19 protein-coding genes and 1 riboswitch are annotated in these 22244 nt (G+C 73.6%); of the genes, 12 read left to right on the forward strand and 7 right to left on the reverse strand.

The features are described from left to right. Window positions 1-23 precede the first annotated feature (23 nt). Together AB0J24_RS08945 and AB0J24_RS08950 are read left to right on the forward strand one after the other, a co-directional pair. On the forward strand, window positions 24-638 hold the full coding sequence (locus tag AB0J24_RS08945; RefSeq protein ID WP_358677737.1) for a hypothetical protein: 615 nt from the start codon (window positions 24-26) through the stop codon (window positions 636-638). Then, complete coding sequence (locus AB0J24_RS08950; protein ID WP_358677740.1) at window positions 631-1770, forward strand: DUF418 domain-containing protein; 1140 nt, start codon at window positions 631-633, stop codon at window positions 1768-1770. Before AB0J24_RS08945 ends, AB0J24_RS08950 begins: the two co-directional genes overlap by 8 nt. Here AB0J24_RS08950 and mftM read toward each other — a convergent pair. Further along, complete coding sequence (gene mftM / locus AB0J24_RS08955) at window positions 1712-2467, reverse strand: mycofactocin oligosaccharide methyltransferase MftM (protein WP_358677742.1); 756 nt, start codon at window positions 2465-2467, stop codon at window positions 1712-1714. The genes AB0J24_RS08950 and mftM overlap by 59 nt on opposite strands. A gap of 101 nt (window positions 2468-2568) precedes the next feature. Then, on the reverse strand, window positions 2569-3024 hold the full coding sequence (locus AB0J24_RS08960; protein WP_358677745.1) for a hypothetical protein: 456 nt from the start codon (window positions 3022-3024) through the stop codon (window positions 2569-2571). Between the two features lie 24 nt (window positions 3025-3048). Here AB0J24_RS08960 and AB0J24_RS08965 point away from each other — a divergent pair, with 24 nt between their 5' ends. Next, window positions 3049-3369, forward strand: coding sequence for an ABC transporter permease subunit (locus AB0J24_RS08965; RefSeq protein WP_358678046.1), 321 nt, complete (start codon window positions 3049-3051; stop codon window positions 3367-3369). Window positions 3370-3614: 245 nt separating this feature from the next. Here the strand turns inward: AB0J24_RS08965 and AB0J24_RS08970 are convergent, their stop codons facing one another. The 4 genes from AB0J24_RS08970 to mdo all read right to left on the reverse strand — a co-directional run bounded on the left by AB0J24_RS08970 (window position 3615) and on the right by mdo (window position 8571). Continuing rightward, a complete protein-coding gene (locus tag AB0J24_RS08970; protein ID WP_358677748.1) occupies window positions 3615-4220 on the reverse strand; it encodes a hypothetical protein in 606 nt (201 codons plus the stop codon). A gap of 106 nt (window positions 4221-4326) precedes the next feature. Then, the gene (locus AB0J24_RS08975) at window positions 4327-5868 is read right to left on the reverse strand and encodes a VWA domain-containing protein (protein WP_358677751.1); all 1542 of its coding nucleotides are present in this window, start codon (window positions 5866-5868) and stop codon (window positions 4327-4329) included. A gap of 10 nt (window positions 5869-5878) precedes the next feature. Then, window positions 5879-7144: a MoxR family ATPase gene (locus AB0J24_RS08980; protein ID WP_358677754.1), complete on the reverse strand. Its 1266-nt coding sequence runs from the start codon at window positions 7142-7144 to the stop codon at window positions 5879-5881. Between the two features lie 134 nt (window positions 7145-7278). Next, window positions 7279-8571 (reverse strand): NDMA-dependent methanol dehydrogenase, encoded by a 1293-nt coding sequence (gene mdo, locus AB0J24_RS08985; protein WP_358677756.1) that lies wholly within the window; start codon window positions 8569-8571, stop codon window positions 7279-7281. Window positions 8572-8796: 225 nt separating this feature from the next. Next, window positions 8797-9005, forward strand: a riboswitch (cobalamin riboswitch). 172 nt (window positions 9006-9177) lie between these two features. Between mdo and metE the strand changes: the two genes are divergently transcribed. After that, complete coding sequence (gene metE, locus AB0J24_RS08990) at window positions 9178-11469, forward strand: 5-methyltetrahydropteroyltriglutamate--homocysteine S-methyltransferase (protein WP_358677758.1); 2292 nt, start codon at window positions 9178-9180, stop codon at window positions 11467-11469. 181 nt (window positions 11470-11650) lie between these two features. Next, window positions 11651-12643, forward strand: coding sequence for a hypothetical protein (locus tag AB0J24_RS08995; protein ID WP_358677760.1), 993 nt, complete (start codon window positions 11651-11653; stop codon window positions 12641-12643). Here AB0J24_RS08995 and AB0J24_RS09000 read toward each other — a convergent pair. After that, window positions 12636-13310: a TetR family transcriptional regulator gene (locus AB0J24_RS09000; protein ID WP_358677762.1), complete on the reverse strand. Its 675-nt coding sequence runs from the start codon at window positions 13308-13310 to the stop codon at window positions 12636-12638. The two genes, AB0J24_RS08995 and AB0J24_RS09000, sit on opposite strands and share 8 nt — an antisense overlap. 188 nt (window positions 13311-13498) lie before the next feature. Between AB0J24_RS09000 and AB0J24_RS09005 the strand changes: the two genes are divergently transcribed. The 7 genes from AB0J24_RS09005 to AB0J24_RS09035 all read left to right on the forward strand — a co-directional run bounded on the left by AB0J24_RS09005 (window position 13499) and on the right by AB0J24_RS09035 (window position 21975). Next, window positions 13499-15307, forward strand: a complete 1809-nt coding sequence (locus AB0J24_RS09005) for an ABC transporter ATP-binding protein (RefSeq protein ID WP_358677764.1) — start codon at window positions 13499-13501, stop codon at window positions 15305-15307. After that, window positions 15304-17061, forward strand: a complete 1758-nt coding sequence (locus AB0J24_RS09010; RefSeq protein ID WP_358677767.1) for an ABC transporter ATP-binding protein — start codon at window positions 15304-15306, stop codon at window positions 17059-17061. The genes AB0J24_RS09005 and AB0J24_RS09010 overlap by 4 nt, the downstream gene beginning before the upstream one ends. Next, complete coding sequence (locus tag AB0J24_RS09015) at window positions 17058-17918, forward strand: siderophore-interacting protein (RefSeq protein WP_358677769.1); 861 nt, start codon at window positions 17058-17060, stop codon at window positions 17916-17918. Before AB0J24_RS09010 ends, AB0J24_RS09015 begins: the two co-directional genes overlap by 4 nt. 112 nt (window positions 17919-18030) lie before the next feature. Next, complete coding sequence (locus tag AB0J24_RS09020) at window positions 18031-19071, forward strand: ABC transporter substrate-binding protein (protein ID WP_358677772.1); 1041 nt, start codon at window positions 18031-18033, stop codon at window positions 19069-19071. Then, window positions 19068-20102 (forward strand): iron ABC transporter permease, encoded by a 1035-nt coding sequence (locus tag AB0J24_RS09025; protein ID WP_358677775.1) that lies wholly within the window; start codon window positions 19068-19070, stop codon window positions 20100-20102. The genes AB0J24_RS09020 and AB0J24_RS09025 overlap by 4 nt, the downstream gene beginning before the upstream one ends. Further along, window positions 20099-21196 (forward strand): iron chelate uptake ABC transporter family permease subunit, encoded by a 1098-nt coding sequence (locus AB0J24_RS09030; RefSeq protein WP_358677778.1) that lies wholly within the window; start codon window positions 20099-20101, stop codon window positions 21194-21196. The genes AB0J24_RS09025 and AB0J24_RS09030 overlap by 4 nt, the downstream gene beginning before the upstream one ends. Beyond that, a complete protein-coding gene (locus AB0J24_RS09035) occupies window positions 21193-21975 on the forward strand; it encodes an ABC transporter ATP-binding protein (protein ID WP_358677781.1) in 783 nt (260 codons plus the stop codon). Before AB0J24_RS09030 ends, AB0J24_RS09035 begins: the two co-directional genes overlap by 4 nt. Window positions 21976-22244: the final 269 nt, after the last annotated feature.

Consider the following 22244-nt stretch of genomic DNA (forward strand, 5'->3'; position numbering starts at 1 on the left):
GCGGACGGGCACCGTCGTCCGGCATGGGGGAATCATTGCTCGCCGACCCGCTGTTGTGGCTGATCGGCGCCGCCGAGATCGCGTTCTGGGCGTTCCTGGTGGCCGGCCTGGCCGTCCGGTACCTGCTGCGGGCACCGCGACTCGGCGCGGCGCTGCTGCTCGGGGTGCCGCTGATGGACGTCGTCCTGATCGTCGCGTCGGTGGCGGACATCGCCGCGGGCGGGGAGCCGTCCCCGGTGCACGGCCTGGCCGCGGTCTATCTCGGTGTCACCGTCGCCTTCGGACACTCGCTGGTGCGCTGGGCCGACGCCCGGTTCGCGTACCGGTTCGCGGACGGGCCCCGGCCGCCGCGGCCACCGCGCGGCGGCACCGCCCGGATGCGCCACGAGTGGGGCGAGTTCGGCAAGGTCGTGCTGGCCTGGGGGATCGCCGCCGCGGTGCTGTGCCTGCTGACTCTCGTCGGCGGCGGGTCGTTGCCCGCGCCCGCGCAGTGGAACGACGACCCGATGTGGGCGTGGCTGGCCCGGATCTCGGTGGTCGCCGGCATCTGGTTCGTGGCGGGCCCGCTGTGGGCCACGGTGCTCCCGGGTTCGGACGAGCTGCCGGGTTCGGATGAGCGGAGGCCCGAGCGTGTCTGAGGGCAGGCTGGCCGCGCCGGACGTGCTGCGTGGCCTCGCGATCGCCGGGACGTTCGCCGTCAATGTGTGGGTGTTCGCCGACCCGGCAGGACCTGCCGCCGTCCTGGGCGGGTTCGACGTCGGCTGGTGGCTGGACCGGGTGTTGCTCGCCGTCGTCAACGGCAAGTTCCTCGCACTGCTCACCCTGCTGTTCGGGATCGGGATGGAGCTGCAGTACCGCTCCGCGGTACGACGCGGCATCCGCTGGCCCGGCCGGTACCTGCTGCGCGCCGGGATCCTGTTCGTCGAGGGTCTGCTGCACTACCTGCTGGTGTTCGAGTTCGACGTGCTCATGGGGTACGCGATCGCGTCGGTGCTGGTGGCCTGGCTGGTCGGGCGGTCATCGGCGGTACGGGTGACGGCCGGGCTGCTGGCGGGCGGGTTCGTGCTGCTCGTCGTGGGTGCGCTGACCGTGGCGCTGAGCTCCGACGACGGCGGTTCCGTCCCGGCGCCGGCGTACCCGTCGACCTGGACCGGGCAGGTGTGGTTGCGGCTGACCGAGCCGCTGCTCTACCGGGTCGAGCTGGTGCTGGTCGTGCCGTCGGCGATCGTGCTGTTCCTCGTCGGATCGGCCCTCCTGCGGGCCGGGGTGTTCGAGGCGCACCGGGGTGGGGCCCGGGTCCGGACCCGGTTGATGGCGGTCGGTGCGGTGGGCGTCGTCGCCGACGTCGCGGCGGTGCTGGCCGGGCCGGCCTGGATCGGTGTCGAGCGGTACCTGGCGGCACCGCTGGTGGCGGCGGGCCTGCTCGGCCTGGTCCCGGCGGTGCTGCTGGGGATGCGCGGCCCGGCGGGTCGGGTGCGGCGCGGGCTCACCACGGTCGGTCGGACCGCGATGAGCTGCTACGTCGGCCAGAACGTCGTCGCGTCGGTGCTCTTCCACCCCTGGGGCCTCGGGCTGGCCGCGGCTCTGGCGACGGTGCCGCCCCCGCTACGCACGGCGGGCGTCGTCGGGATCTGGGCCGGGGTGGTCGTGCTGTCGGTCGCGGCGATGGGCCGGTGGTTGCGCCGCTACGACCGTGGCCCGCTGGAGCTGCTCACGCACGCGCTGGTCGACCGGGGCCGTCCCCGCCCGGAGCCGGTCGGTGGTCGATGACCAGCCAGCCGCCGTGGTGCTCCGACACCTCGAACGGGAGACCGGTGCTCGCGCCGATCCGGTGCAGGACGGCCGGGTCGAACGTCCGCACGTGTCCCCATGTCGGGTTCGGCGCGTCCTCGAACGGGACGGCGACGACGACCCGCCGCCGGGCCAGGCGCAGCATCTCGGCGACCACCTCGTCGCCCTCGGCCTCGGGCAGGTGCTCGATGAGGTGCACCGCGAACACCGTGTCGGCGCAGCCGTCCGGCAGGGCGACGGCGCGCGCGTCGGCGACGTGCGTCTCGACGTCCGCACCCAGCTGCGGTGCCATCCTCGTGAGCAGGTCGACCGCCCCGCCGGTCAGGTCGGTCGCGGTGACCCGGTGCCCGTCGCGGGCCAGCTGCAGGGACAGGAAGCCGAAACAGCAGCCCAGCTCCAGGACGTCGCCGCCGAGGACGAGCGAGCGGGCGCGGGCGTGCACCGGGGCCATCTCGGCGTTCGTCCCGCCCGGCTCCGGCTCGCCGGCCAGCGCGTCCAGGGTGTTGCGGTAGAAGGCGAGCCAGGCGTCGTCCGGGGAATCGGGGTCCTTCGCGGCGCTCGCGACACAGGCCACGAACGCCTCCTCGAACCGGTCGGCGGGAAGCAGCCCCGGCCGGACGAGCGTGCGTTCCAGCCAGCCCGCGAGGTCGTTGCTGAGCCGGTCGGTGTCGATCATCGATGCTCCCTCGGCGGTACGGAGCACCGACGCTAGGTCGCCGGTGCGCGGTGCACCACGTCCGACCACACGGGCCCTCCCCCTCCGGACGGCCGGGCGGTTCAGGACCGGCCGGCTCGGTCCGGGGGCGGCTGTGGCGCCCGGGACACGTCCGGCGGCAGTGCCGGTGGGCGGGCCGGCGGGCGGGCCGGTGCCTGCTCCGGTGAGGTGCCCGACGGCACCGCCAGGGCCACGGCGAGTGCGGCGGCCCGGGTGATCGGTTCGGCGCTGCGTTCGGCCTTCGACCCGGCGAGCCCGCCGTCGTAGACGAGCTGGATCCGGGCGGCGGTCTCGTCCGGGTCGGGGTGCCCCAGCTGCACCAGCGCGTCGCGGAACGCGGCGCGCTGCCGGGCCCGGTGCTCCGCGACGACCGCGGCGACCGGGGACTCCGGGCCGGGGAACTCGGTCGCCGCGTTCAGGTGGGGACAGCCGCGGTACCCGCGCCGGCGCGCCGCGGACGCGGCGAGCTCGAACGCGGTGCGGATCCGGCCGAGCGGGTCGTCGGCGAGCCCGCGCACCGCGTGCTGCCAGCGGTCGCCGGGGTGCGGGCCGTGGACCCGAAGCTGACCCTGGTCGCCCGATCGCTCGGCGCGAGCCGGTGGGAGACGCTGTCGACGATCGTGCTGCCGACCGTGCGCCCGCACCTGCTCACCGGTGTCCGGCTTGCCCTGGGGATCGGCTGGGTGGTGCTGGTGCCCGCGGAGATGCTCGGCGTCACCTCGGGGCTGGGTTACGAGATCCTCAACTCTCGCGACCAGCTGGCCTACGACAAGGTGATGGCGGTGATCCTGGTGATCGGGGCGCTCGGTTACGCCCTGGACACCGCCGCCCGCAGGCTGCTCGGCGCCCCCGCGACCGGCTGAGCGCGGCATCCACCGCCGCATCCGGTCCGGCCGCGAGCCGCGGCAGGTCCGGGCCGGGCACCGTCTCCCGGACTGAACCGCTCATCCGGTGAGCGATCTCGGAGAGCAGTGGTGTCCAGTGCCGGGCGGGTCGGGTGCGGGCGACCTCCGGTATCCGGAATCCGCTCACGAGGTGAGCGGTATCGCGTGCGCGAGCACCTCCCGGACCGCGGGCGCGACCGCGCCGACCGCCGGGGCGAGCGGGCTCAGGCCCCGGCGCCCTGGGCGGCGACGAGCCGGGCCTTCAGCGCGGTGTCCTTGTTGACCGGGTCGTGCGCGCCGTCGGGAACGGTGCCCGCGGTGACCGCGATCGCGTTCATGGTGCCGACCATCCGGCACAGGTGCGCGATCCGGCGTTCGGTCGCGTCGATCGGCGGGAGACCCTCGACCAGGGCGAGGGTGCGGTCGACCCAGATCACCTCGGCGTGCAGCCCCGCCTCCTCCAGCACCGCGCGGAGCCGGACGGCGATCTCGTGCCGGGTCAGGCCGTTCCAGCTCTCCAGAGTGCGCGCGTCCAGCGGGAACAGCCGTCCGTGGTCGCGCAGCCAGATCAGTTCGAGGGCGTGCGCCCGGCCGTAGGCGCAGTAGACGCAACCGTTGGCGAGGGAGATGGTGAGCCCGGCCAGATGGGTCCGGACCGGCCCGAGCACCCGCAGCGTCACGAGGAAACGTGGGAAGTTGAGCGCGAACCAGCGCAGCGCGGGCCCGTCGCCCATGGTGGCCACCATCGCCGGGATCACCCCCGGCATGTAACCCCACATCGCGGTGCACATCCGCGCGAGCAGGCGGACCACGAGCCCACGGTCACGCATCGCCGGACTCTCCTTCACGAGGGATGCGACCGACTGTACCTCCGCGGGAACGGAACGTGATGACGATTCGGTCGAACGGCCTAGCCTCGGCCCGGTGGGGACGTGCTCAGCGACCGATGAGCTCACCGGCCATCTCGTTGGTCGTCGTCTCCAGCCCGGCCAGGTCCCGGACCACCCGGACCCGGTCGCAGAACTCGGCGTAGACAGGCAGGTCGCACCGGCCCAGCCCCCACGAGTAGCGCGGCTCGGGGGTGAGCCAGATCGTCTCCCGGGCGCGGCGGGTGATCTCGACGAACGCCTCGGTGTTCGGGTCGTTGCCGTTGCCCCGCCCGTCGCCGAGCACCAGCACCGTGGTCCGCCGGGTGACTGCCGACCCGTGGTCCTCCAGGAACTGCCCGAAGGCGAGCCCGTAGTCCGAGTTCGCGTCGACGTCGAGCTGGTCACCGCCGAAGATCAACCCGAGGGCGTGCTCGACCGGGTGGTCGGCGAACAGGTCGGTGACCTCGACCAGGTCGGCCACGAACGCGAACGAGCGCACCTGACCGAACAGGTCCTGCAGGCCGTGCACCAGGTGCAGGGTGAACCGTGCGGTGGCCCGGACCGACAGCGAGACGTCGGCCAGCACCACCAGTCGCGGTTTGTCCTCCTGCCGGGCCACCGTGACCGGGGCGAACGGCACCCCGTCGTAGCGCATGTTGCGGCGCATCGTCCTGGCCGAGTCGATCCGGCCGCGCGGCGACACCCGGCGCCGGTGGGTGAGCGCGCCGTGCAGGGACTTGGCGAGCCGGCGCAGCGAGTCCTCCAGCTGCATGCGCTCGCGCTCGGAGGCCCGGTCGACCTCGGCGGCGCGTTCGGTGTCGTCGTGCCCCTCGACGATCCGCTGCTCGATCTCCAGCAGCTTCTCCAGGTGCGCCTTGAGCAGCTCGGGCAGGTTCTCCAGCACCCCGGCGAGCCTGCGCCGCAGCGCCGCGGCATCGTCCTCCGTGCCGGCCTCCTCCGCGGAGAGCCGATCCTCCTCGGAGCTCAGCCAGCCCAGCAGCGCGTCCTGCTGGGCGACCGAGAGATCGGCGTCGACCTTGGTCCCCTGGGCCTGCGAGATGTCGCCCGGCAGGCCACCGCCGGAGAACCGGTCGGTCTCGATCTGCACCCGCTGCCCGTCGGTGATGTCGCCGGCCTGCTCCTTGGACAGCACGATCTCGTCGGTCATCGACGCCATGTCGATCTTGTTGGCCTCCTGGTGCAGGTTGTACTGCTCGGCCAGGTCCTCCGGGTCGAAGTAGTCCCGGATGTCGGCCGGGGCGCCGTGGTCGTGGCCCTCCTGCGGGGTCTCCGACGGCTCCTCGGAGAGCGTGAAGCTGTCCAGCGGTGCGTCGTCGGTCATGTCGCCGTGGCCATGGCCGTGCCCGTGACCGGTGTCCTGCTCACCCACCTTGACCAGGGAGAAGAACAGGTCGAAGACCTCGTCGAAGGTGGCCTCGTCGCGGCGGTCCTTGACCAGCGCGACCCGCAGCGCCTCCTTCAGCACGGTCCGGTCGGACAGCACCCCGGGCTGGGCGGCGCAGGCCATCGCGTCCAGGGCCTCGGACACCGAGATGCGCACCGCCCGGATCCGCAGGAGCCGGACGAAGCGGTGGATGCTCGCTTCCACGTCGCGGCCCTCAGAGCGGACGCTTGCGGGCGCCGAACGACCGGGCCCCCTGGCCGGGGGTCACGCTCCGCAGCGGCGGTGCGGCCCGCCCGGCAGCGGCCTTGTTGCCGTAACCGTCGGCGTGCCTGCCGGGCCGGTCCTTGGCGGCGCGGAGCGCACGACCGTCGACGTCGCCGTCGTCCGGTCCGCCGGGGCCACCGGTGCCGCGCGGCCGGTCGGTGTCGTGCGAGTGGTCCGCCTCGTGCCCGTGTCCGTGGCCGTGCCCGTGCCCGTGCCCATGACCGTGCCCGTGCCCGTGCTCCTCGACCACGGTGTTCGGGTCGACCAGGTGCGGGATCGCGTCGAGCGCCTTGCGGACGTCCTTGTCGTACTTCACGACGACCGAGACGGTGTCCGACAGGACCTGCGGGCTGAGCTCCTCGACCCCCAGGACGGCGAGGGTGCGCGCCCAGTCGATCGTCTCCGAGATCGAGGGAGCCTTGCGCAGCTCCAGCTCGCGCAGCCCGCGCACCACCCCCACGAGCTCCTCGGCCAGCTGGTCGGCGAGCCCGGTCTTCTTCGACCGCACGATCTCCAGCTCCCGCTGCGCCGAGGGGTAGTCGAGGAACAGGTGCAGGCAGCGGCGCTTCAGCGCGGCCGCGAGGTCCCGGGTGTTGTTCGAGGTCAGCAGGACGTAGGGACGGTGCTTGGCGACGAACGTCCCGACCTCGGGCACCGAGATCTGGTACTCGCCCAGGGTCTCCAGCAGCACCGCCTCGAGGGCCTCGTCGGCTCGGTCGACCTCGTCGATCAGCAGCACGCAGGGCTGTTCCGAGCGGATGGCCTCGAGCAGCGGGCGCGGCGCCAGGAACCGCTCGGAGAAGAAGACGCTCTCCTGCGACCCGATCCGGTCGACGGCCGAGGCGAGATCCGGGGCGTCCTCGACGACCTGCCCGATCTTCTCGCGCAGGATCTGGGTGTACATGAGCTGCTTGCCGTAGTCCCACTCGTAGAGGGCCTTGGTCTCGTCCTGGCCCTCGTAGCACTGCAGGCGCAGCAGGCGTCGTCCGGTGGCGAGCGCGAGCATCTTCGCCAGCTCGGTCTTGCCGACGCCGGCGGGGCCCTCCAGCAACAGCGGCTTGTCCAGCCGGGTGAGCAGGAAGACCGTGGTCGCGAGCCGGGTGTCGGCGATGTAACCCTGCTCGCGCAGGGTCTCCACGACGTGGTCGACGGACTCGAACGGTGCCGTGGTCGGCGTGGGGCTCTCAACGCCGGCGGAGCCGGGAACGGGGGTCACGCTGGGGCTCTCCTTCGAGGGGCCGCACCGGTGCCGGGTGCGGCGGGCCGCGCAGCCGACGGGCCCACCCGTGGCGAGTACGACCTCGCACGGAGTGGGCCCGCTGGCGCGAACGGGACGGGCGGAACGGACGATCAGGTGAGCAGGTCGTCCAGGTCGCCGTTCACGGAGTGCTCGACGACCGGGCGGACCGTCTCGAAGGTGCACTCTTTCGGGTTGCCCGGGGTGCAGGCGTCACCCAGGACGTGGTTGGTGATGCGGTCGACGTCCGCGGCGTCACCGATGATGGTCGGCGCGTTCTCGTAGAACTTCGTCGGGCCGACACCGAGGCGGTTCTTGGAGTAGGTGTCCTGCTTGACGTCGGCGAAGCGCTCCGGGATGCCCACGTCGCGCAGCAGCCGGATGGCCGCGGCGAGCGCGGCGTCGGCGGCCTGCGGCTTGGTCATGCCGCGCGTGTCGACGCCCATCGCCTCCGCGATGTCGGCGAACCGCTCGTAGGCGACCGGCATGTTGAACGCCCACACCCGGGGCAGCGCGATGGCGTTGTTCAGGCCGTGGTGGGTGTCGTAGAACGCCGACACCGCGTGCGAGATGGAGTGGATGATCCCGAGCCCGCCGGAGTTGAACGCCTGGGCGGCGATGTACTGCGCGTACATCATGCCCTCACGGCCGGCGAGGTCCTGGCCGTTCCACACGGCGGCGCGCAGGTTCTGCGCGGTCAGCTTGACCGCGTGCAGCGCGTTGCCCAGCGAGGGCTGGAAGTTCAGCCGCGACACGTAGGGCTCGGAGGCGTGGGCGAGCACGTCGAAACCGCACTGGGCGGTGTAGTCGATCGGGCAGTCGTAGTAGAGGACCGGGTCGTCGATGGCCAGCGAGGTGACCGAGGCGTCGTCGAACGCCACGTACTTGTGCGGGTTGTCCGGGTCCGTGGTGGTGTCGGTGATCACGTAGGCCCAGGACGTCTCGGAGCCGGTGCCGGCCGTCGTGGAGACCGCGATGTGCGGCGGGTTCGCCGGGTTCTCGGACTTGTTGAAGCCTTCGAACTCGTTGACGTTGCGGCCGTCGTGGGCGACCGAGACCCGTGCGCCCTTGCAGGCGTCGTGCGAGGAGCCGCCACCGATGGAGACGAACGAGTCGCACTTGTTCTGCTGGTAGAGGCCCACCGCGTCCATGACGTTGTAGTCCTTGGGGTTCGACTCGACCTGGTCGTACACGACGACCTCGAGCCCGTGGTACTTCATCGACTCGACGATCTTGTGGACGATGTCGGTCCCGCGCAGGCCGGACGTCATGACCAGGGTCTTCTTGAAGCCCATCTTCAGGGCCTCCGGACCGATCAGCTCGTGCGAGCCGGGACCCATCAGCGCTCGGGGGAACGGGTGGAACTCCTTGATGGGGAACGGCTTGAGCAGCTCGTCTACCTGCATGTCAGCCCTTTCTGAGGCAGGCGGGTGGGTCGAGCCGCACGTTAGGAGCGCTGTGGGCGCGCGCACAGGGATGACCGGGATTACCGGTCGGCAGACCAGGCAGGAAACCCCTCTGAACGGAGGGGGCAGGGCTAGGACGCTCAAGGCCCGAGCAGGGCGAGCGTGTCGCCAAACTATGGCAACTGTGAGTAAAAGGCAATAGTCCGGGAACCGTTCCCGGTGGGTTATGGTCGGTCCGCCGACGGTTCGTGACGCCTCCAGCGGGAGCGTCACGGGTCAACAGGGAACCCGGTGCGAGTCCGGGACTGCCCCGCAGCGGTGAGTGGGAACGAAAGCCGTCACGAGCACTGGGAGCGATCCCGGGAAGCGACGGCCGGTAGGGGAGAGCGCGACGCCCACGAGTCCGAATACCTGCCGCCGGTGCGTGCGCCGACCGGCGTGCGCGGATCCGTGGCCTCGCGGGAGGGCCCAGCGGACGACCGGGTGCGCACCGTGCCCGCCGGCGCCACCGGGCGTCCGGTGTGGACATGCCCCGGAACGTGCCGTCGTGCCCTCCCCGGCGGTGACGGGTCCTCCACCGCACTCGCGAGGAGAGAGGGCTGTGAGATGACGAGGTCCGTGTCCAGTACCGGCAGTACCGTCCTGGGCTACCCCAGGATCGGGCCGGACCGGGAGCTGAAGCGCGCGACCGAGGCGTTCTGGGCCGGCCGGTCCGACGCCTCGGCGCTGCACGAGGTGGCGGCCGGGCTGCGCCGCGACACCTGGACCACGCTGCGCGACGCGGGACTGGGCCGGGTCCCCGGCAACACGTTCTCGTTCTACGACCACGTCCTGGACACCGCGCTGGCCGTCGGCGCCGTCCCGGAGCGTTTCGCCGGCGTCGCCGACCCGCTGGAGCGGATGTTCGCGATGGCTCGCGGCCGCTCCGGTGCTCCGGCGTGCGAGATGACCAAGTGGTTCGACACGAACTACCACTACCTCGTCCCGGAGGTCGGCCCGGGAACCCGGCTCGCGCCGGGATCGCGCAAGGCGTCGGAGGAGTTCCGGGAGGCACTGCGCTCCGGTGTCGTCACCCGTCCGGTGCTGGTCGGCCCGGTGACGTTCCTGCTGCTGTCCAAGCCCGCCGAGGGTGCACCCGGGGGGTTCCGGCCGCTGGACCTGCTCGGCCCGCTGGTGGAGGTCTACCGGGACCTGCTGGCCGAGCTGGCCGACGCGGGTGCCGAGTGGGTCCAGCTCGACGAGCCGGCCTTCGCCGCCGACCGCACCGCGGAGGAGGTCGCGGCGCTGCGCAAGGCCTACGACCGGCTCGCGGCCGCGCCACGGCGGCCGAAGATCCTGGTCGCTTCCTACTTCGGTGAGCTCGGCCCGGCGCTGCCGGTGCTCGCCTCCACGGCGGTCGAGGGACTGGCCCTCGACCTGGTCGCCGGCGCGTCCGACCTGGACGGGATCGACGATGTCGGGGGGATCGGCGGGAAGCTGGTGCTGGCCGGTGTCGTCGACGGCCGCAACGTGTGGCGCACCGACCTGGACGCCGCACTGGTGACCGCGGCGCGGCTGGCCGGCGTCGCGGGCCGGGTGGAGATCTCGACCTCCTGCTCGCTGCTGCACGTGCCCTACGACCTGTCGGTGGAGACGGCGCTGCCCGCCGACGTCGTCGACAAGCTGGCGTTTGCCCGGCAGAAGGTCGACGAGGTGGTGCTGCTCGGCCGCGCGCTGCGCGAGGGCCGGTCGGCCGTGGCCGCGGAGTTCGACGCCGCGAAGGCGACCCGGGAGCGGGTCGCGGCGGCCGCCCGCCGCGACGGGAGCGTCCGGGCCCGACTGGAGGCACTGGGCTCCGACCACTACCGGCGCGGCCCGGGTGACGTGCGGGCGAAGGTGCAGCGCGAGGCGCTGGGTCTGCCGGACGTGCCGGCCACCACGATCGGCTCGTTCCCGCAGACCGCCGAGATCCGCCGGGACCGCGCCGCCCACCGGGCCGGGCGGATCGACGAGGCCGAGTACACCGGGCGGATGCGCCGGGAGGTCGCCCGGGTGGTCCGGCTCCAGGAGGACATCGGGCTGGACGTGCTCGTGCACGGCGAACCCGAGCGCAACGACATGGTCCAGTACTTCGCCGAGAACCTGGACGGGTTCGCGACCACCGAGTTCGGGTGGGTGCAGTCCTACGGCTCGCGGTGCGTGCGGCCGCCGATCCTGCACTCGGACGTGTCGCGGCCCGCCCCGATCACCGTCGAGTGGGCCACCTACGCGCAGTCGCTCTCGGACAGACCGGTCAAGGGCATGCTGACCGGACCGGTGACGATCCTCGCCTGGTCGTTCGTGCGGGACGACCAGCCGCTCGGGGAGACTGCCCGGCAGGTCGGGCTGGCGCTGCGGGACGAGGTGCTCGACCTGGAGGCCGCCGGGATCCGGATCATCCAGGTGGACGAGCCGGCGCTGCGCGAGCTGCTGCCGCTGCGCGAGCGGGACCGCGCCGGTTACCTGGAGTGGGCGATCGACGCGTTCCGGATGTCGGTCGGCGGGGTCGCGGACAGCACGCAGATCCACACCCACCTGTGCTACTCGGAGTTCGGTGAGGTGGTCGGGGCGATCGACGGCCTGGACGCCGACGTCACCACCGTCGAGGCGGCCCGGTCCCGGATGGAGGTGCTCGCCGACCTGGGTCCGGGCATCCCGCGCGGCCTGGGTCCCGGTGTGTACGACGTGCACTCGCCCGAGGTGCCGGACGCCGACGAGTTCGCCGCCCAGCTGACCACCGCGCTGCGCTACATCGGCCCGGACCGGCTCTGGGCGAACCCGGACTGCGGGCTGAAGACCCGCGGTGAGCCGGAGACCGTCGCGGCACTGACCAACCTGGTCGCGGCGGCCCGCCGGGTCCGGGCGCAGATCACCGGCTGAGGCCGGTGCGCTCCCGCGGCGTCGCACCGGACCGGCTGTCGCGGTGCGCGCCGCGGGGGTCCCCCGGTGTGGCACTGTCGGACGGTCGGGGTCGATCCGGTGACGCGCGTGCCGGCCGTGATTCCCGGCCGCGCCGGGTCGGGCGGCGCGCGGTGGCACACCGATGACGGGAGGTCGGGGCATGGACGCCGTCCGGGAGTTGCTGACCGGGTACCTGGACGATCCGGACGCGGGCTGGAGCATGGGCGCGCCGGGTGCGATCGCGGAGTTCGTCCGGCTCCCGGGGGAGCCGGTCACGACCGGGCCCGGTGCCGTCGTCACCGGCCGTGGCGGGATCCGGGTCGATCCGCTGCCCGGCCTCCGGCCGCTGGCCTACCGCACCCCGGTCGGCCCGGACGACCACTGGAACCACGCCGTCGCGCTGTGCCTGCCCGTCGCCGCGGCCCGGCGGTCCGGCCGGGCGACGATCACCGTCCTCGGCCCGGACGCCGGCGCACTGCGCGCCGAGGACCGGGACGCGGTGCTGGTCGACCTGGGCCTCGGCACCCCCACGGTGGACGCCTGCGTGCGCACCCGTGACCCGGGGTTGCTGGAGGTCCTGCGGGCCGCCGAGGGGCGGCCGCTGGACGGTGACCTGACCGCGGCGCTGGTGGCGGCCGGGCCGCACCGGGTGTTCGTCACCGCCGTCGGCCGGGTCGAGGTGTACGCGGCGATCCCGCCCCCGGACGGGCGGTCGCCGGACGGCCCGCACACCCATCTCCTGCCGGCCGTCCTGCGGGCCGGGCGGACGCACGCCGCGACCGTCCCGGTGCCGGTCGGGTACCTGCCGTGCGCGCACCTCTACCCGGCGCACCCGCTGACCGACCTGACCGGTGGCCGCCGGCCGTTCGACCCGGGGCGGCTCGCCGCCTTCGATCGGCTGCTGGCCCGGTTCGGGGATCCGGCCCAGCGCGAGATCACCGCGCAGGTGGTCCGGGCGGTCGCCGCCGGCCGGGCACCCGGGGGGCGTCCGGCGGACCCGCCCGGTCGCGCCGCGCAGGCCGTGGCGCTGCGGGTGCTCGCGCACACCGGTGCCGACCCGGCGGTGCTGGAGGCCTGGCGGGGCCGAGCGGCACCCGAGCCGGATCTGCTCGACCCGGACGGCGACCGCAACGCCGCAGGGCCGCTCAGCTGATGCCGGCGTAACCGTCCCGTCCGGCGGCCCGGCGGTGCTCGACGCCGTCGAGCACCAGGGCGACCTTGTCCAGGACGTGCCCGCGGGGGTCCCGCATGATCGCGAGCACCTCGCCGCGGACCGGTTCGTCGAGGGTCGCCAGGTAGGCGAGCGCGGCCTCGGACAGGTCACCGGGCCCGCGGTCGGGTCCCCGCACGAACCGGGTCTGGGTGGCGCCGTCGGCGACCGTGTCGAGCACCGCGTCGGCGACCCGGACCGCGGTCGCCGGGCTGAACCCCGCCTCGCACAGGATCGTGACGATCTGCCGCAGCCGGTCACCGGACACCGTCGCGAGGTCGGCGCCGAGATCCTGGATCAGCCCCGAGTAGCGCGTCAACAGGTCGAACGCGAGTGCCGCCTCGTCCTCCAGGAACGGCCGCCAGCCCCGGTCCGCCGAGGGCAGCGGGGTGCGGGCGAACACCAGCTCGACCGCCGACGCGGCGATCTCGTCGAGGCTCTCGACGTAGCGGTAGAGGGTCCCGGGCGCGACACCGAGCCGGTCCGCGACGGCCGCGACCGACAGCCGGTCGACGCCGACCTCGACGGCCGCCTCCACGATCTCCTCCCGGGTCAGACGGGGCTTGGGGCCCGGCCGGTTCCCGGGGCGGGGCCGCGGTGTGATCGACACCCGGGGACCGTACGTCAGGAGGGATTGCGAACGCTATTCACTGATAGCTAGGTTCACCTAATTTAAGGGGGTGGGCCCGTGCGGCTGCGACGGTGGGCGATCACGGTGGGCGCGTTCGCGCTGCTCACCCCCAACCCGGCGTCGGTGCCGGCGCTGCTCGAGACCCTGCGCCCGATCCTGGAGACCCCGTGACCACGACCACCGACGAGCGGACCCAGGCCGTCCCGGCGGCCGAGGCACCGCCGGACCCACGCGTCCGTGCCCGCGCCGAGGCGGCCGCGCTGGCCGAGCTGCTCCGCCCCGTGCGCGGCACGATCCGGTTCGCCCAGGTGCTGTCCGCCGTCGGTGCGGCGGCCGGGCTGGTGCCGTTCGTGGCGCTGGCCTGGCTGGCCGGCACGCTCCTGGAGCCCGGCCCGCCCGACTCCGGCGCCGTGCTCGGCGCGGTCTGGCTGATCGTCGGCGGGCTCGGGGCCCGGGGGCTGCTCACCGGTGTGGCGCTGGCCCTGACCCACTTCGCCGACGTGCGGCTGCAGGCGATCCTGCGCCGCCGGATGGTCGCCCACCTGGGCCGGGTGCCGCTGGGCTGGTTCTCCGAGCGCTCGTCGGGTGTGGTCCGCAAGTCCGCCCAGGACGACGTGCACGAGCTGCACCAGATCGTCGCCCACCACCCGGTCGAGTGGGTCGGGGCCTGGGTGCTGCCGGTCGCCGGGCTCGGCTACCTGGCCTGGCTGGACTGGCGGCTCGCGCTGCTCGCCCTGGCACCGATCCCGTTCTACGTGGCCGCCTACGCCTGGATGATGCGCGGTCACGTCGAGAAGGCCCAGCAGATGGACGCCGGCAACGCCCGGATCAGCTCGGCGGTCGTCGAGTTCGTGACCGGCATCGCGGTGGTCAAGACCTTCGGCCAGGCCCGGCGCGCGCATCGCGGCTACCTCGACGCGGCCCGCGACTTCAGCCGGTTCTACTCCGAGTGGGTCCGGCCGATGCTGCGGATCGAGGTGTTCGCCACGATGGCGATCTCGGCGCCGTTCGTGCTGCTGCTGTCCTGCGCGGGCACGGTCTGGTTCGTCGAGGCAGGCTGGATCACCCCGGTCGAGGCGATGACCGGGATCCTGATCTCGATGGTCGTCCCGACGACCATCATGGCGCTCGGCTTCGGCGCGCAGAACCGGCGCACCGCCGCGGCCGCCGCCCTGCGCATCCACGAGCTGCTGCAGACACCGGCCCTCCCGGTGCCGGACACCCCGCGCGAACTGCGGGGGCACCGGGTCGAGCTGGACGGCGTCCGGTTCGCCTACTCCGACGGGGCCGAGGTGCTGCACGGGATCGACCTCGACTGTCCGGAGGGGACGGTCACCGCGCTGGTCGGCCCGTCCGGATCCGGCAAGAGCACCCTCGCGACGCTGGTCGCCCGGTTCCACGACGTGACCGGCGGGCAGGTCCGGATCGGCGGGGTGGACGTCCGCGAGATCGACCCGGCCGTGCTCTACCGGCACGTCGGGTTCGTCCTGCAGGACGTGCAGCTGCTGCACGGCACGGTCGCCGACAACATCCGGCTCGGCCGCGCGGACGCCTCCGACGAGGACCTGCACGCCGCCTGCCGGGCCGCCCGGATCCACGAACGGATACTCGCGCTGCCGCGCGGTTACGACTCGGTCGTCGGTGAGGACGCGCTGCTCTCCGGCGGCGAGGCACAGCGGGTGTCCATCGCCCGCGCGCTGCTCGCCGACACACCGGTCCTGGTGCTCGACGAGGCCACCGCGTTCACCGACCCGGAGTCCGAGGCCGAGATCCAGGACGCGCTGTCCGAGCTCGCCCGCGGCCGCACCGTGATCGTCATCGCGCACCGGCTCTCGACGATCACCGGCGCCGACCGGATCGCAGTCGTCGACGGTGGACGGATCGTCGAGTCCGGACGGCACGACGAGCTGGTCGCCGCAGGCGGCCGCTACGCCGCGATGTGGGCCGCCCACCGGACCGGGGAGGACGCCCGATGATCTCCGATCTGCTGTTGATCCTCGGCCCGCAGCACCGCCGCCGGATGGTCACCTACCTCGCCTGGGTGGCCGGCTTCGGCGTGCTGCAGGGCGTCGCGATGGTGCTGCTGGTGCCCTTCCTGGAGGCGCTGCTGGTCGGCGACACCGCCGCGGCGTGGACCTGGACGGGGGTGCTGCTGGTCGCCGTGGCCGCGGCCTGCGTCGCCTATCACGTGCAGGCCATGCGCGGCTTCGGCGTCGCGCTGGTGGTGCTGGAGACGATGCACGAGCGGCTGGGCGACCACGTCGCGTCGCTGCCGCTGGGCTGGTTCTCCACCGAGCGGGTCGGGCGGCTGTCCCGGCTGGTCACCGGCGGGACCATGATGGTCGCCGGACTGTTCGCGCACCTGCTGACCCCGCTGATCGTCGCCATCGCCACCCCGGCGACGATCGCGCTGGCGATGCTGCTGTTCGACTGGCGGCTCGCCGTGGCGACGCTGCTCTGTGTGCCGCTGCTGTGGGCGGCGTTCCGCTTCGCGGCGCGCTGGGTGGGCCGCGGCGACGAGCTGGACGACGCGGCCGCGGTCGTCGCCGGGGACCGGGTCGTCGAGTTCGCCAGGGCACAGCGGGTGCTGCGCGCGTTCGGCCGCGCCGCCGGGGGCTACGCCCCGCTGGAGGACGCCATCGAGGGGCAGCGCCGCGCCGGTCGCCGGTCGCTGTGGCTGGCCACGGCCGGGATCGTCGCGGGGTCGTTCGCCGTGCAGGTGACGTTCAGCGTGCTCATCCTGACCGGCACCTACCTGGCGCTCGGCGGCACCCTCGACCCGGTCCGGATGATCGCCCTGGTCGCGCTCGGGGCCCGGTTCACCGGACCGCTGGCCGAGGCCGGTGACTACGCGGGCGTCGTCCGGATCGCCCGCAACGACCTGCGCCGCCTGGTCGCCGTGCTGTCCGAGGAGCCGCTGCCCGAGCCCGCCCGGTCGGTCGCGCGGCCCGAGCCCGGTGCGATCGAGCTGGACCGGGTCACCTTCGCCTACGAACCGGGCTCGCCGGTGCTGCGCGAGGTGTCGCTGCGGGTCGAGCCGCGCACGACGGTCGCGCTGGTCGGCGCCTCCGGGTCCGGGAAGACCACCGTCACCCGGCTGATCGCCCGCTTCGCCGACGTCGACGCCGGGACCGTGCGGGTCGGTGGCGCCGACGTGCGCGACCAGACCACCGAGGACCTGATGGCGCAGCTGGCGCTGGTCTTCCAGGACGTCTACCTGTTCGACGGGACGCTGGAGGACAACGTCCGCCTGGGCCGTCCGGAGGCGAGCCCGGCCGAGCTGGCCGAGGCCGCACGGCTGGCCGGTGTCACCGAGATCGTGCAGCGGCTGCCCGAGGGCTGGGCCACCCGCGTCGGCGAGGGCGGCACCTCGCTGTCCGGCGGGGAGCGGCAGCGGGTGTCGATCGCCAGGGCGCTGCTCAAGGATGCCGACATCGTCCTGCTCGACGAGGCGACCGCCGCCCTGGACCCGGAGAACGAGCGGTTCTTCACCGAGTCGATGCGGGCGCTCACCCGGCGCGCCACCGTGCTGGTCATCGCGCACCGGCTGCCGACCGTCGTCGGCGCGGACCGGATCGTCGTGCTCGGCGACGGCGGCATCGCCGAGCAGGGCACCCACTCCGAACTGCTGGAGCTCGGCGGTCGCTACGCCGACTTCTGGGAGTCCCGCCGCCGTGCCCGCGGCTGGCGGCTGGTCTCCACCACCCCCGGTACCGAGGAGAGTTCATGACACAGCCGTTGCCCCCTTACGTCCTCGGCCGGGTGGCCGGGGTGGAGCCCCTGACCCCGCGGATGCGGCGGATCACCCTGGAGTCCGACGACTGGCAGGGCGCCGCATCGCTGGCGCCGGACCAGCAGGTGAAGCTGTTCATCGCGCGCGACGGCGGAACCCCGGAGATCCCGGGCGCCCCGGAGGACGGCAGCGGGGTCGCCGGGTGGTACTCCCGCTACCTCGCCGTCCCGGAGGAGCGGCGACCGTGGATGCGGACCTACACGCCGCGCGTGCTGGACGGTGAACGTGGCCGGATGGTCATCGACTTCGTGCTGCACGGGCCGGACGGCGCCGACCACGGCGAGACCGGCCCGGCGAGCCGGTGGGCCGCCTCCGCCGCGATCGGCGACGTCGTCGGAGTGCTCGGTCCGGCCCTCGCCGGGTACCGGACACCGTCCGGTCAGCCGGTCCGGTTGCTGGTCGGCGACGAGACGGCGCTGCCGGCGATCGGCGCCACCCTGGAGCAGCTGCCCGCCGACGTCCAGGCCGTCGCGGTGATCGAGGTCGCGGACGCCGCCGAGGAGCAGGCGCTCACCTCCCCCGCCGAACTGACCGTGCACTGGGTGCACCGGCCGGCGTCGCTGCTCGAGGCGGTGCGCTCGGTGAGCCTGCCCGAGGGCGAGGTGTTCGCCTGGGTGGCGGGGGAGGCCTCCGCGGTCCGGGCGGTGCGCCGGCACCTGGTCGGTGAGCGGGGCCTGGACAAGCGGGTCGTCGCGTTCACCGGTTACTGGCGCCGGGACCTGACCCAGGACGACGCCCCGACCGAGCAGGACGTCGCCGACGCCACCGAGCTGATGGCCGAGCTCCCGTCCTGACGGGCGGGGGTGACGTTCCGGACAGAATCCCGTCGTGCGGTGGATCTCCCGACCGATGTGACATATGAACATGTCGTCAGGTTTCCTATGACCCCGACGATGTGGAGCCACGATGTCCGTCCGGTCCGTTCCCCGCCGGATGCTGCCGGTCACCCTGCTCGCTGTCGGCGCGCTGGTGCTGGCGGCCTGCGGAGGTCCGCCCGCCGCCCAGGACGGTGACGTCGGCGGCGCGGGTGTCGTGACGGAGGTGAACTGCGGGATCGAGGTCACGGTCGCGGCGCCGCCGCAGCGGATCTACGCCCTCTACCAGCCGGCGATCGAGACCCTGCACGCCCTCGGCGTGAGCGACCGGTTGGTGGGCACCGCGTACCTCGACGCGCCGGTCCTCGACGAGTTCGCGCAGGCCCAGGAGGACCTCCCCTACATCCCGGACCTCCCGAGCCGGGAGGCGCTGCTGCAGACGAACCCCGACTTCGTCCTCTCCGGCTACAACAACGCCTTCGCCTCCTCCGGCAGCGAGACCGTCAGCACCCGCGCCGAGCTGGGCGAGCTGGGGGTCCGGACGTGGATCAACGCCCCGCTCTGCCCGTCCGAGGACGGGCTGTCCGACGAGGCCATCGACCCCGCCCAGGTGTCGATGGACACGATCTACGACGACCTCCGTTCGCTCGGCCGGGTGCTCGACGTGCCGGACCGGGCCGAGGAGCTGGTCGCCGACCTACAGGCGCGGGTGGCCGCGGTCCGGGAGCGGGTCGAGGGGCTGCCGGCGCCGCGGGTCGCGATCCTGCTCAACGACGACGACGGCAGCTACCGGGTCGCCTCCGGGATCGACTTCGGGAGCCGCGTCCTGGAGATGGCGGGCGCCGAGAACGTGTTCGGCGATCTCACCGAGCGCCGGCACGTGGCCGTGTCCACCGAGGAGCTGATCGCCAGGGACCCGGACGTCATCCTCACCTCGACCTGCTGTGACCCGGCGACCGTCGTCGCGGACGGGCAGGCCGACGTGGACCAGATCATGAACGACCCGGCGCTCTCGGGCAGTACCGCCGTCCGGGACGGTGCCGTGCACGCCTTCCTCTTCGCCGACCGGGCGGCCAGCCTGCGCGCCCCCTACGCCGCGGAGCGGGTCGCGGACCTGGTCCACCCGGAGTGAGCACGGCCGCGACCACCCGGCCGGCCGGCCCGCGGGCCCGGCCGGCCGCGCCGTGGGTGCTGCCGGCCGCGGTGCTGCTCGTCATGGCGGCCGCGATGGTGTCGATGAAGGTGGGCGCCCGGCCGCTGGCCTGGACGCAGCTGTACGACGGCCTGCTGCACTTCGGCGGGACGCAGTCCGACATCGTCGTGCGGCACGTCCGGCTGCCGCGCACGGCGGCCGGGCTGCTGGCCGGGGTCTGCCTCGGGCTGGCCGGCGCCCTCGCCCAGGGGGTCACCCGCAATCCGCTGGCCGGGCCGGGCACGCTGGGGGTGAACGCCGGTGCCGCCGCCGCGATGATCGCCGTCATCGCGCTCACCGGGGTGGGGTCGTTGACCGGCTACGTCTGGTTCGGCTTTCTCGGCGGCGCGCTGGCCGCCGCCGCGGTCTACCTGATCGGTGGCACCGGCCGGGACGGGGTGACGCCGGTGAAGCTCGCTCTCGCCGGGGCCGCCGTCTCCGCCCTGGTGATGGCGATGACCTCGGCGTTCGTCCTGCTCGACCGCGATCTGTTCGCCCGCTACCGCTACTGGGTCATCGGGTCGCTCGCCCGGGCCGATCTCCTCACGGTCGGCCAGGCGGTGCCGTTCGCGCTGGTCGGGGTGCTGCTCGCGGTGGTGCTGGTGCGCAGGCTCGACGCGGTCGCGCTCGGCGACGACACCGCCCGCAGCCTGGGCGCCCGCCCGGGAGCGACCCGGGTGGCCGGCCTGGTCGCCGTCGTCGTCCTGGCCGGGACGGCGACGGCGGTCGCGGGCCCGGTCGCCTTCGTCGGTCTGGTCGCACCGCACGCCGCCCGGTTGCTGGTCGGGACGGCGCACCGGTGGGTGCTGCCGACCTCGGCGCTGCTGTGTGCGGCGGTGGTGCTGTTCGCCGACGTCGCGGGCCGGGTGGTGATCGCGCCGGAGGAGGTCCAGATCGGGGTGACGGCGGCGTTGCTGGGCGGCCCGGTCTTCCTCCACCTGGTTCGGACACGGAAGGTGGCGACGCTGTGACTCGTGACCGGACCGTGACTCGCGACCGGACCGGAAGCCGCGACGGTCTGGTGGGCGGGGCAGGGTTCGTTGTCGTCCGCCGCGGTCCGCTCTCGGTCCGGTTCGGGATGCGCGGGCTGGTGCTCGGCACGCTCACCTGGCTGGGCGCGCTCCTGGTGGCGCTGTGCGCGACGACGGTGGGCGAGTACGCGATGCCGCTCACGACGGTGCTCGACACGATCGCCGGGAACGGCACCCTGATCACTTACGACGTCGTGGTGAACGGGCGCATCCCACGCGCACTGACCGGGGTGCTGGTCGGCGCCGCGTTCGGGGTCGCGGGTGGGGTGCTGCAGCGCATTGCGCACAACCCGCTGGTCAGCCCGGACGTCATCGGCATCAACGCGGGCGCGTCCGCCGGTGCGGTGCTGATGATCATCGGATTCGGCGCGTCGGCGGCCTGGGTGACCGGCGGCGCGCTGGCCGGGGCCGCGGTGGCCGCCGTCACGGTCTACGCGGTCGCCTACCGGAACGGGTTCTCCGGCTACCGGCTGGTGCTCGTGGGCATCGGGGTCGCGGCGATCCTCAGCGCGGCGGCGACGTTCCTGCTCAGCCGGGCCGACGTCAACGCCGCCTACCAGGCCGCGGTCTGGCTGGTCGGCAGCCTCTCCGGCCGCTCGTGGCCGGACGTCGTACCGGTTGCGCTCGGGATGTGCCTGCTGCTGCCGCCGATGCTCGGGTTGACCCGGCGGTTGCAGGTCCTCGAGCTCGGTGACGACCTGGCCCGGGCGCTGTCCCCGCGGGTGGACCGGACCCGGGGGGTGCTGCTGACCGGCGCGGTCGGGCTGTCCGCGCTGGCCACCGCGTCCGCCGGGCCGATCGGTTTCGTGGCGCTGGTGGCGCCGCAGATCGTCCGCCGGGTGCTGCGCGAACGCAGCCCCGGACTGCTGGCCTGCGCCGGGACCGGTGCGCTGACGGTGGTGACCGCGGATCTCCTGGCCCGCACCGTCTTCGCGCCGCGCGAGCTCCCGGTCGGGGTGCTCACGGCGCTCGTCGGGGCACCCGTTCTCATCGCACTGCTGGTGCGCGGCAACCGGATCGGAGCGAGCGGATGACCCTGACCTGCCAGGACCTGAGCCTGGGCTACACGGCCGGGGACCCGGTGGTCCACGGGCAGAGCGTGCAGATCCCGGACGGGGCGATCACCGTGGTCGTCGGGCCGAACGCCTGCGGCAAGTCGACCCTGCTGCGTGGGCTCGCCGGCCTGATGCGCCCGCAGGCCGGCCGGGTCCTGCTCGACGGCACCGAGCTGACCCGGCTTCCGGCGACCGAGCTCGCCCGCCGGGTGGGCGTGCTGCCGCAGCAGCCGACCGCACCGGACGGCATCACCGTCGCCGATCTGGTCGGGCGCGGGCGGCATCCGCACCAGCGCTGGTTCCGGCAGTGGTCCACCGGCGACGAGGAGGCCGTCACCGCCGCGCTGGCCGCGACCGGGCTGACCGATCTGGCGGACCGTCCGGTGGCCGAGCTGTCCGGCGGGCAGCGCCAGCGGGCGTGGATCGCGCTGGTGCTGGCCCAGGGCCCGGAGACGATGCTGCTCGACGAGCCGACCACGTTCCTCGATCTCGCCCACCAGCTCGACGTCCTGGAGCTGCTGCGCGCGGTCAACGACGAACAGGGCCGGACCGTGGTGATGGTGCTGCACGACCTGGAGCTGGCCGCCCGCTACGCGCACCACCTGATCGCGATGTCCGGCGGTCGGATCGTCGCCGAGGGCGCCCCGTCCGAGGTGGTCACCGAGGAGCTGGTGTCGTCGGTGTTCGGGGTGGACGCGCTGGTGACGTCCGACCCGCTGACCGGAACCCCGCTGGTGTTGCCCAGGCCACGCAGGTGACGTGCTTCACCGGATACTTGAGCAGGTGTTCATGTATCAATCGTCTCCATGAAGATCGACGGATCCGCCCGCCGGGCGACGCTGACGCGGCGGGCGCTGCTGCGCGGTGCGGCCGGTCTGGCCGGCGCGGTCGCGCTGGGCGGGTGCGCGAGCGCCACGGAACCGGTGTCACCGGCCGCCGGCCCGCCCCGGACCGGTGGCCGGTTGCGGGTCGCGCTGGCCGGGCAGTCGCCGTCGGCGGACGTGCTGGACCCGCACGTCGCAGGATC

The organism is Pseudonocardia sp. NPDC049635 (genome assembly GCF_040659795.1).
GTDB lineage: Bacteria > Actinomycetota > Actinomycetes > Mycobacteriales > Pseudonocardiaceae > Pseudonocardia.

Excerpts from the sequence above, each read along its gene's own strand:
- AB0J24_RS08945 (WP_358677737.1), top strand. The coding sequence starts at position 24 with ATGGGGGAATCATTGCTCGCCGACCCGCTGTTGTGGCTGATCGGCGCC.
- mftM (WP_358677742.1), bottom strand. The coding sequence starts at position 2,467 with ATGATCGACACCGACCGGCTCAGCAACGACCTCGCGGGCTGGCTGGAA.
- AB0J24_RS08970 (WP_358677748.1), bottom strand. The coding sequence starts at position 4,220 with ATGCGTGACCGTGGGCTCGTGGTCCGCCTGCTCGCGCGGATGTGCACC.
- mdo (WP_358677756.1), bottom strand. The coding sequence starts at position 8,571 with ATGCAGGTAGACGAGCTGCTCAAGCCGTTCCCCATCAAGGAGTTCCAC.
- metE (WP_358677758.1), top strand. The coding sequence starts at position 9,178 with ATGACGAGGTCCGTGTCCAGTACCGGCAGTACCGTCCTGGGCTACCCC.
- AB0J24_RS08995 (WP_358677760.1), top strand. The coding sequence starts at position 11,651 with ATGGACGCCGTCCGGGAGTTGCTGACCGGGTACCTGGACGATCCGGAC.
- AB0J24_RS09010 (WP_358677767.1), top strand. The coding sequence starts at position 15,304 with ATGATCTCCGATCTGCTGTTGATCCTCGGCCCGCAGCACCGCCGCCGG.
- AB0J24_RS09015 (WP_358677769.1), top strand. The coding sequence starts at position 17,058 with ATGACACAGCCGTTGCCCCCTTACGTCCTCGGCCGGGTGGCCGGGGTG.
- AB0J24_RS09020 (WP_358677772.1), top strand. The coding sequence starts at position 18,031 with ATGTCCGTCCGGTCCGTTCCCCGCCGGATGCTGCCGGTCACCCTGCTC.
- AB0J24_RS09035 (WP_358677781.1), top strand. The coding sequence starts at position 21,193 with ATGACCCTGACCTGCCAGGACCTGAGCCTGGGCTACACGGCCGGGGAC.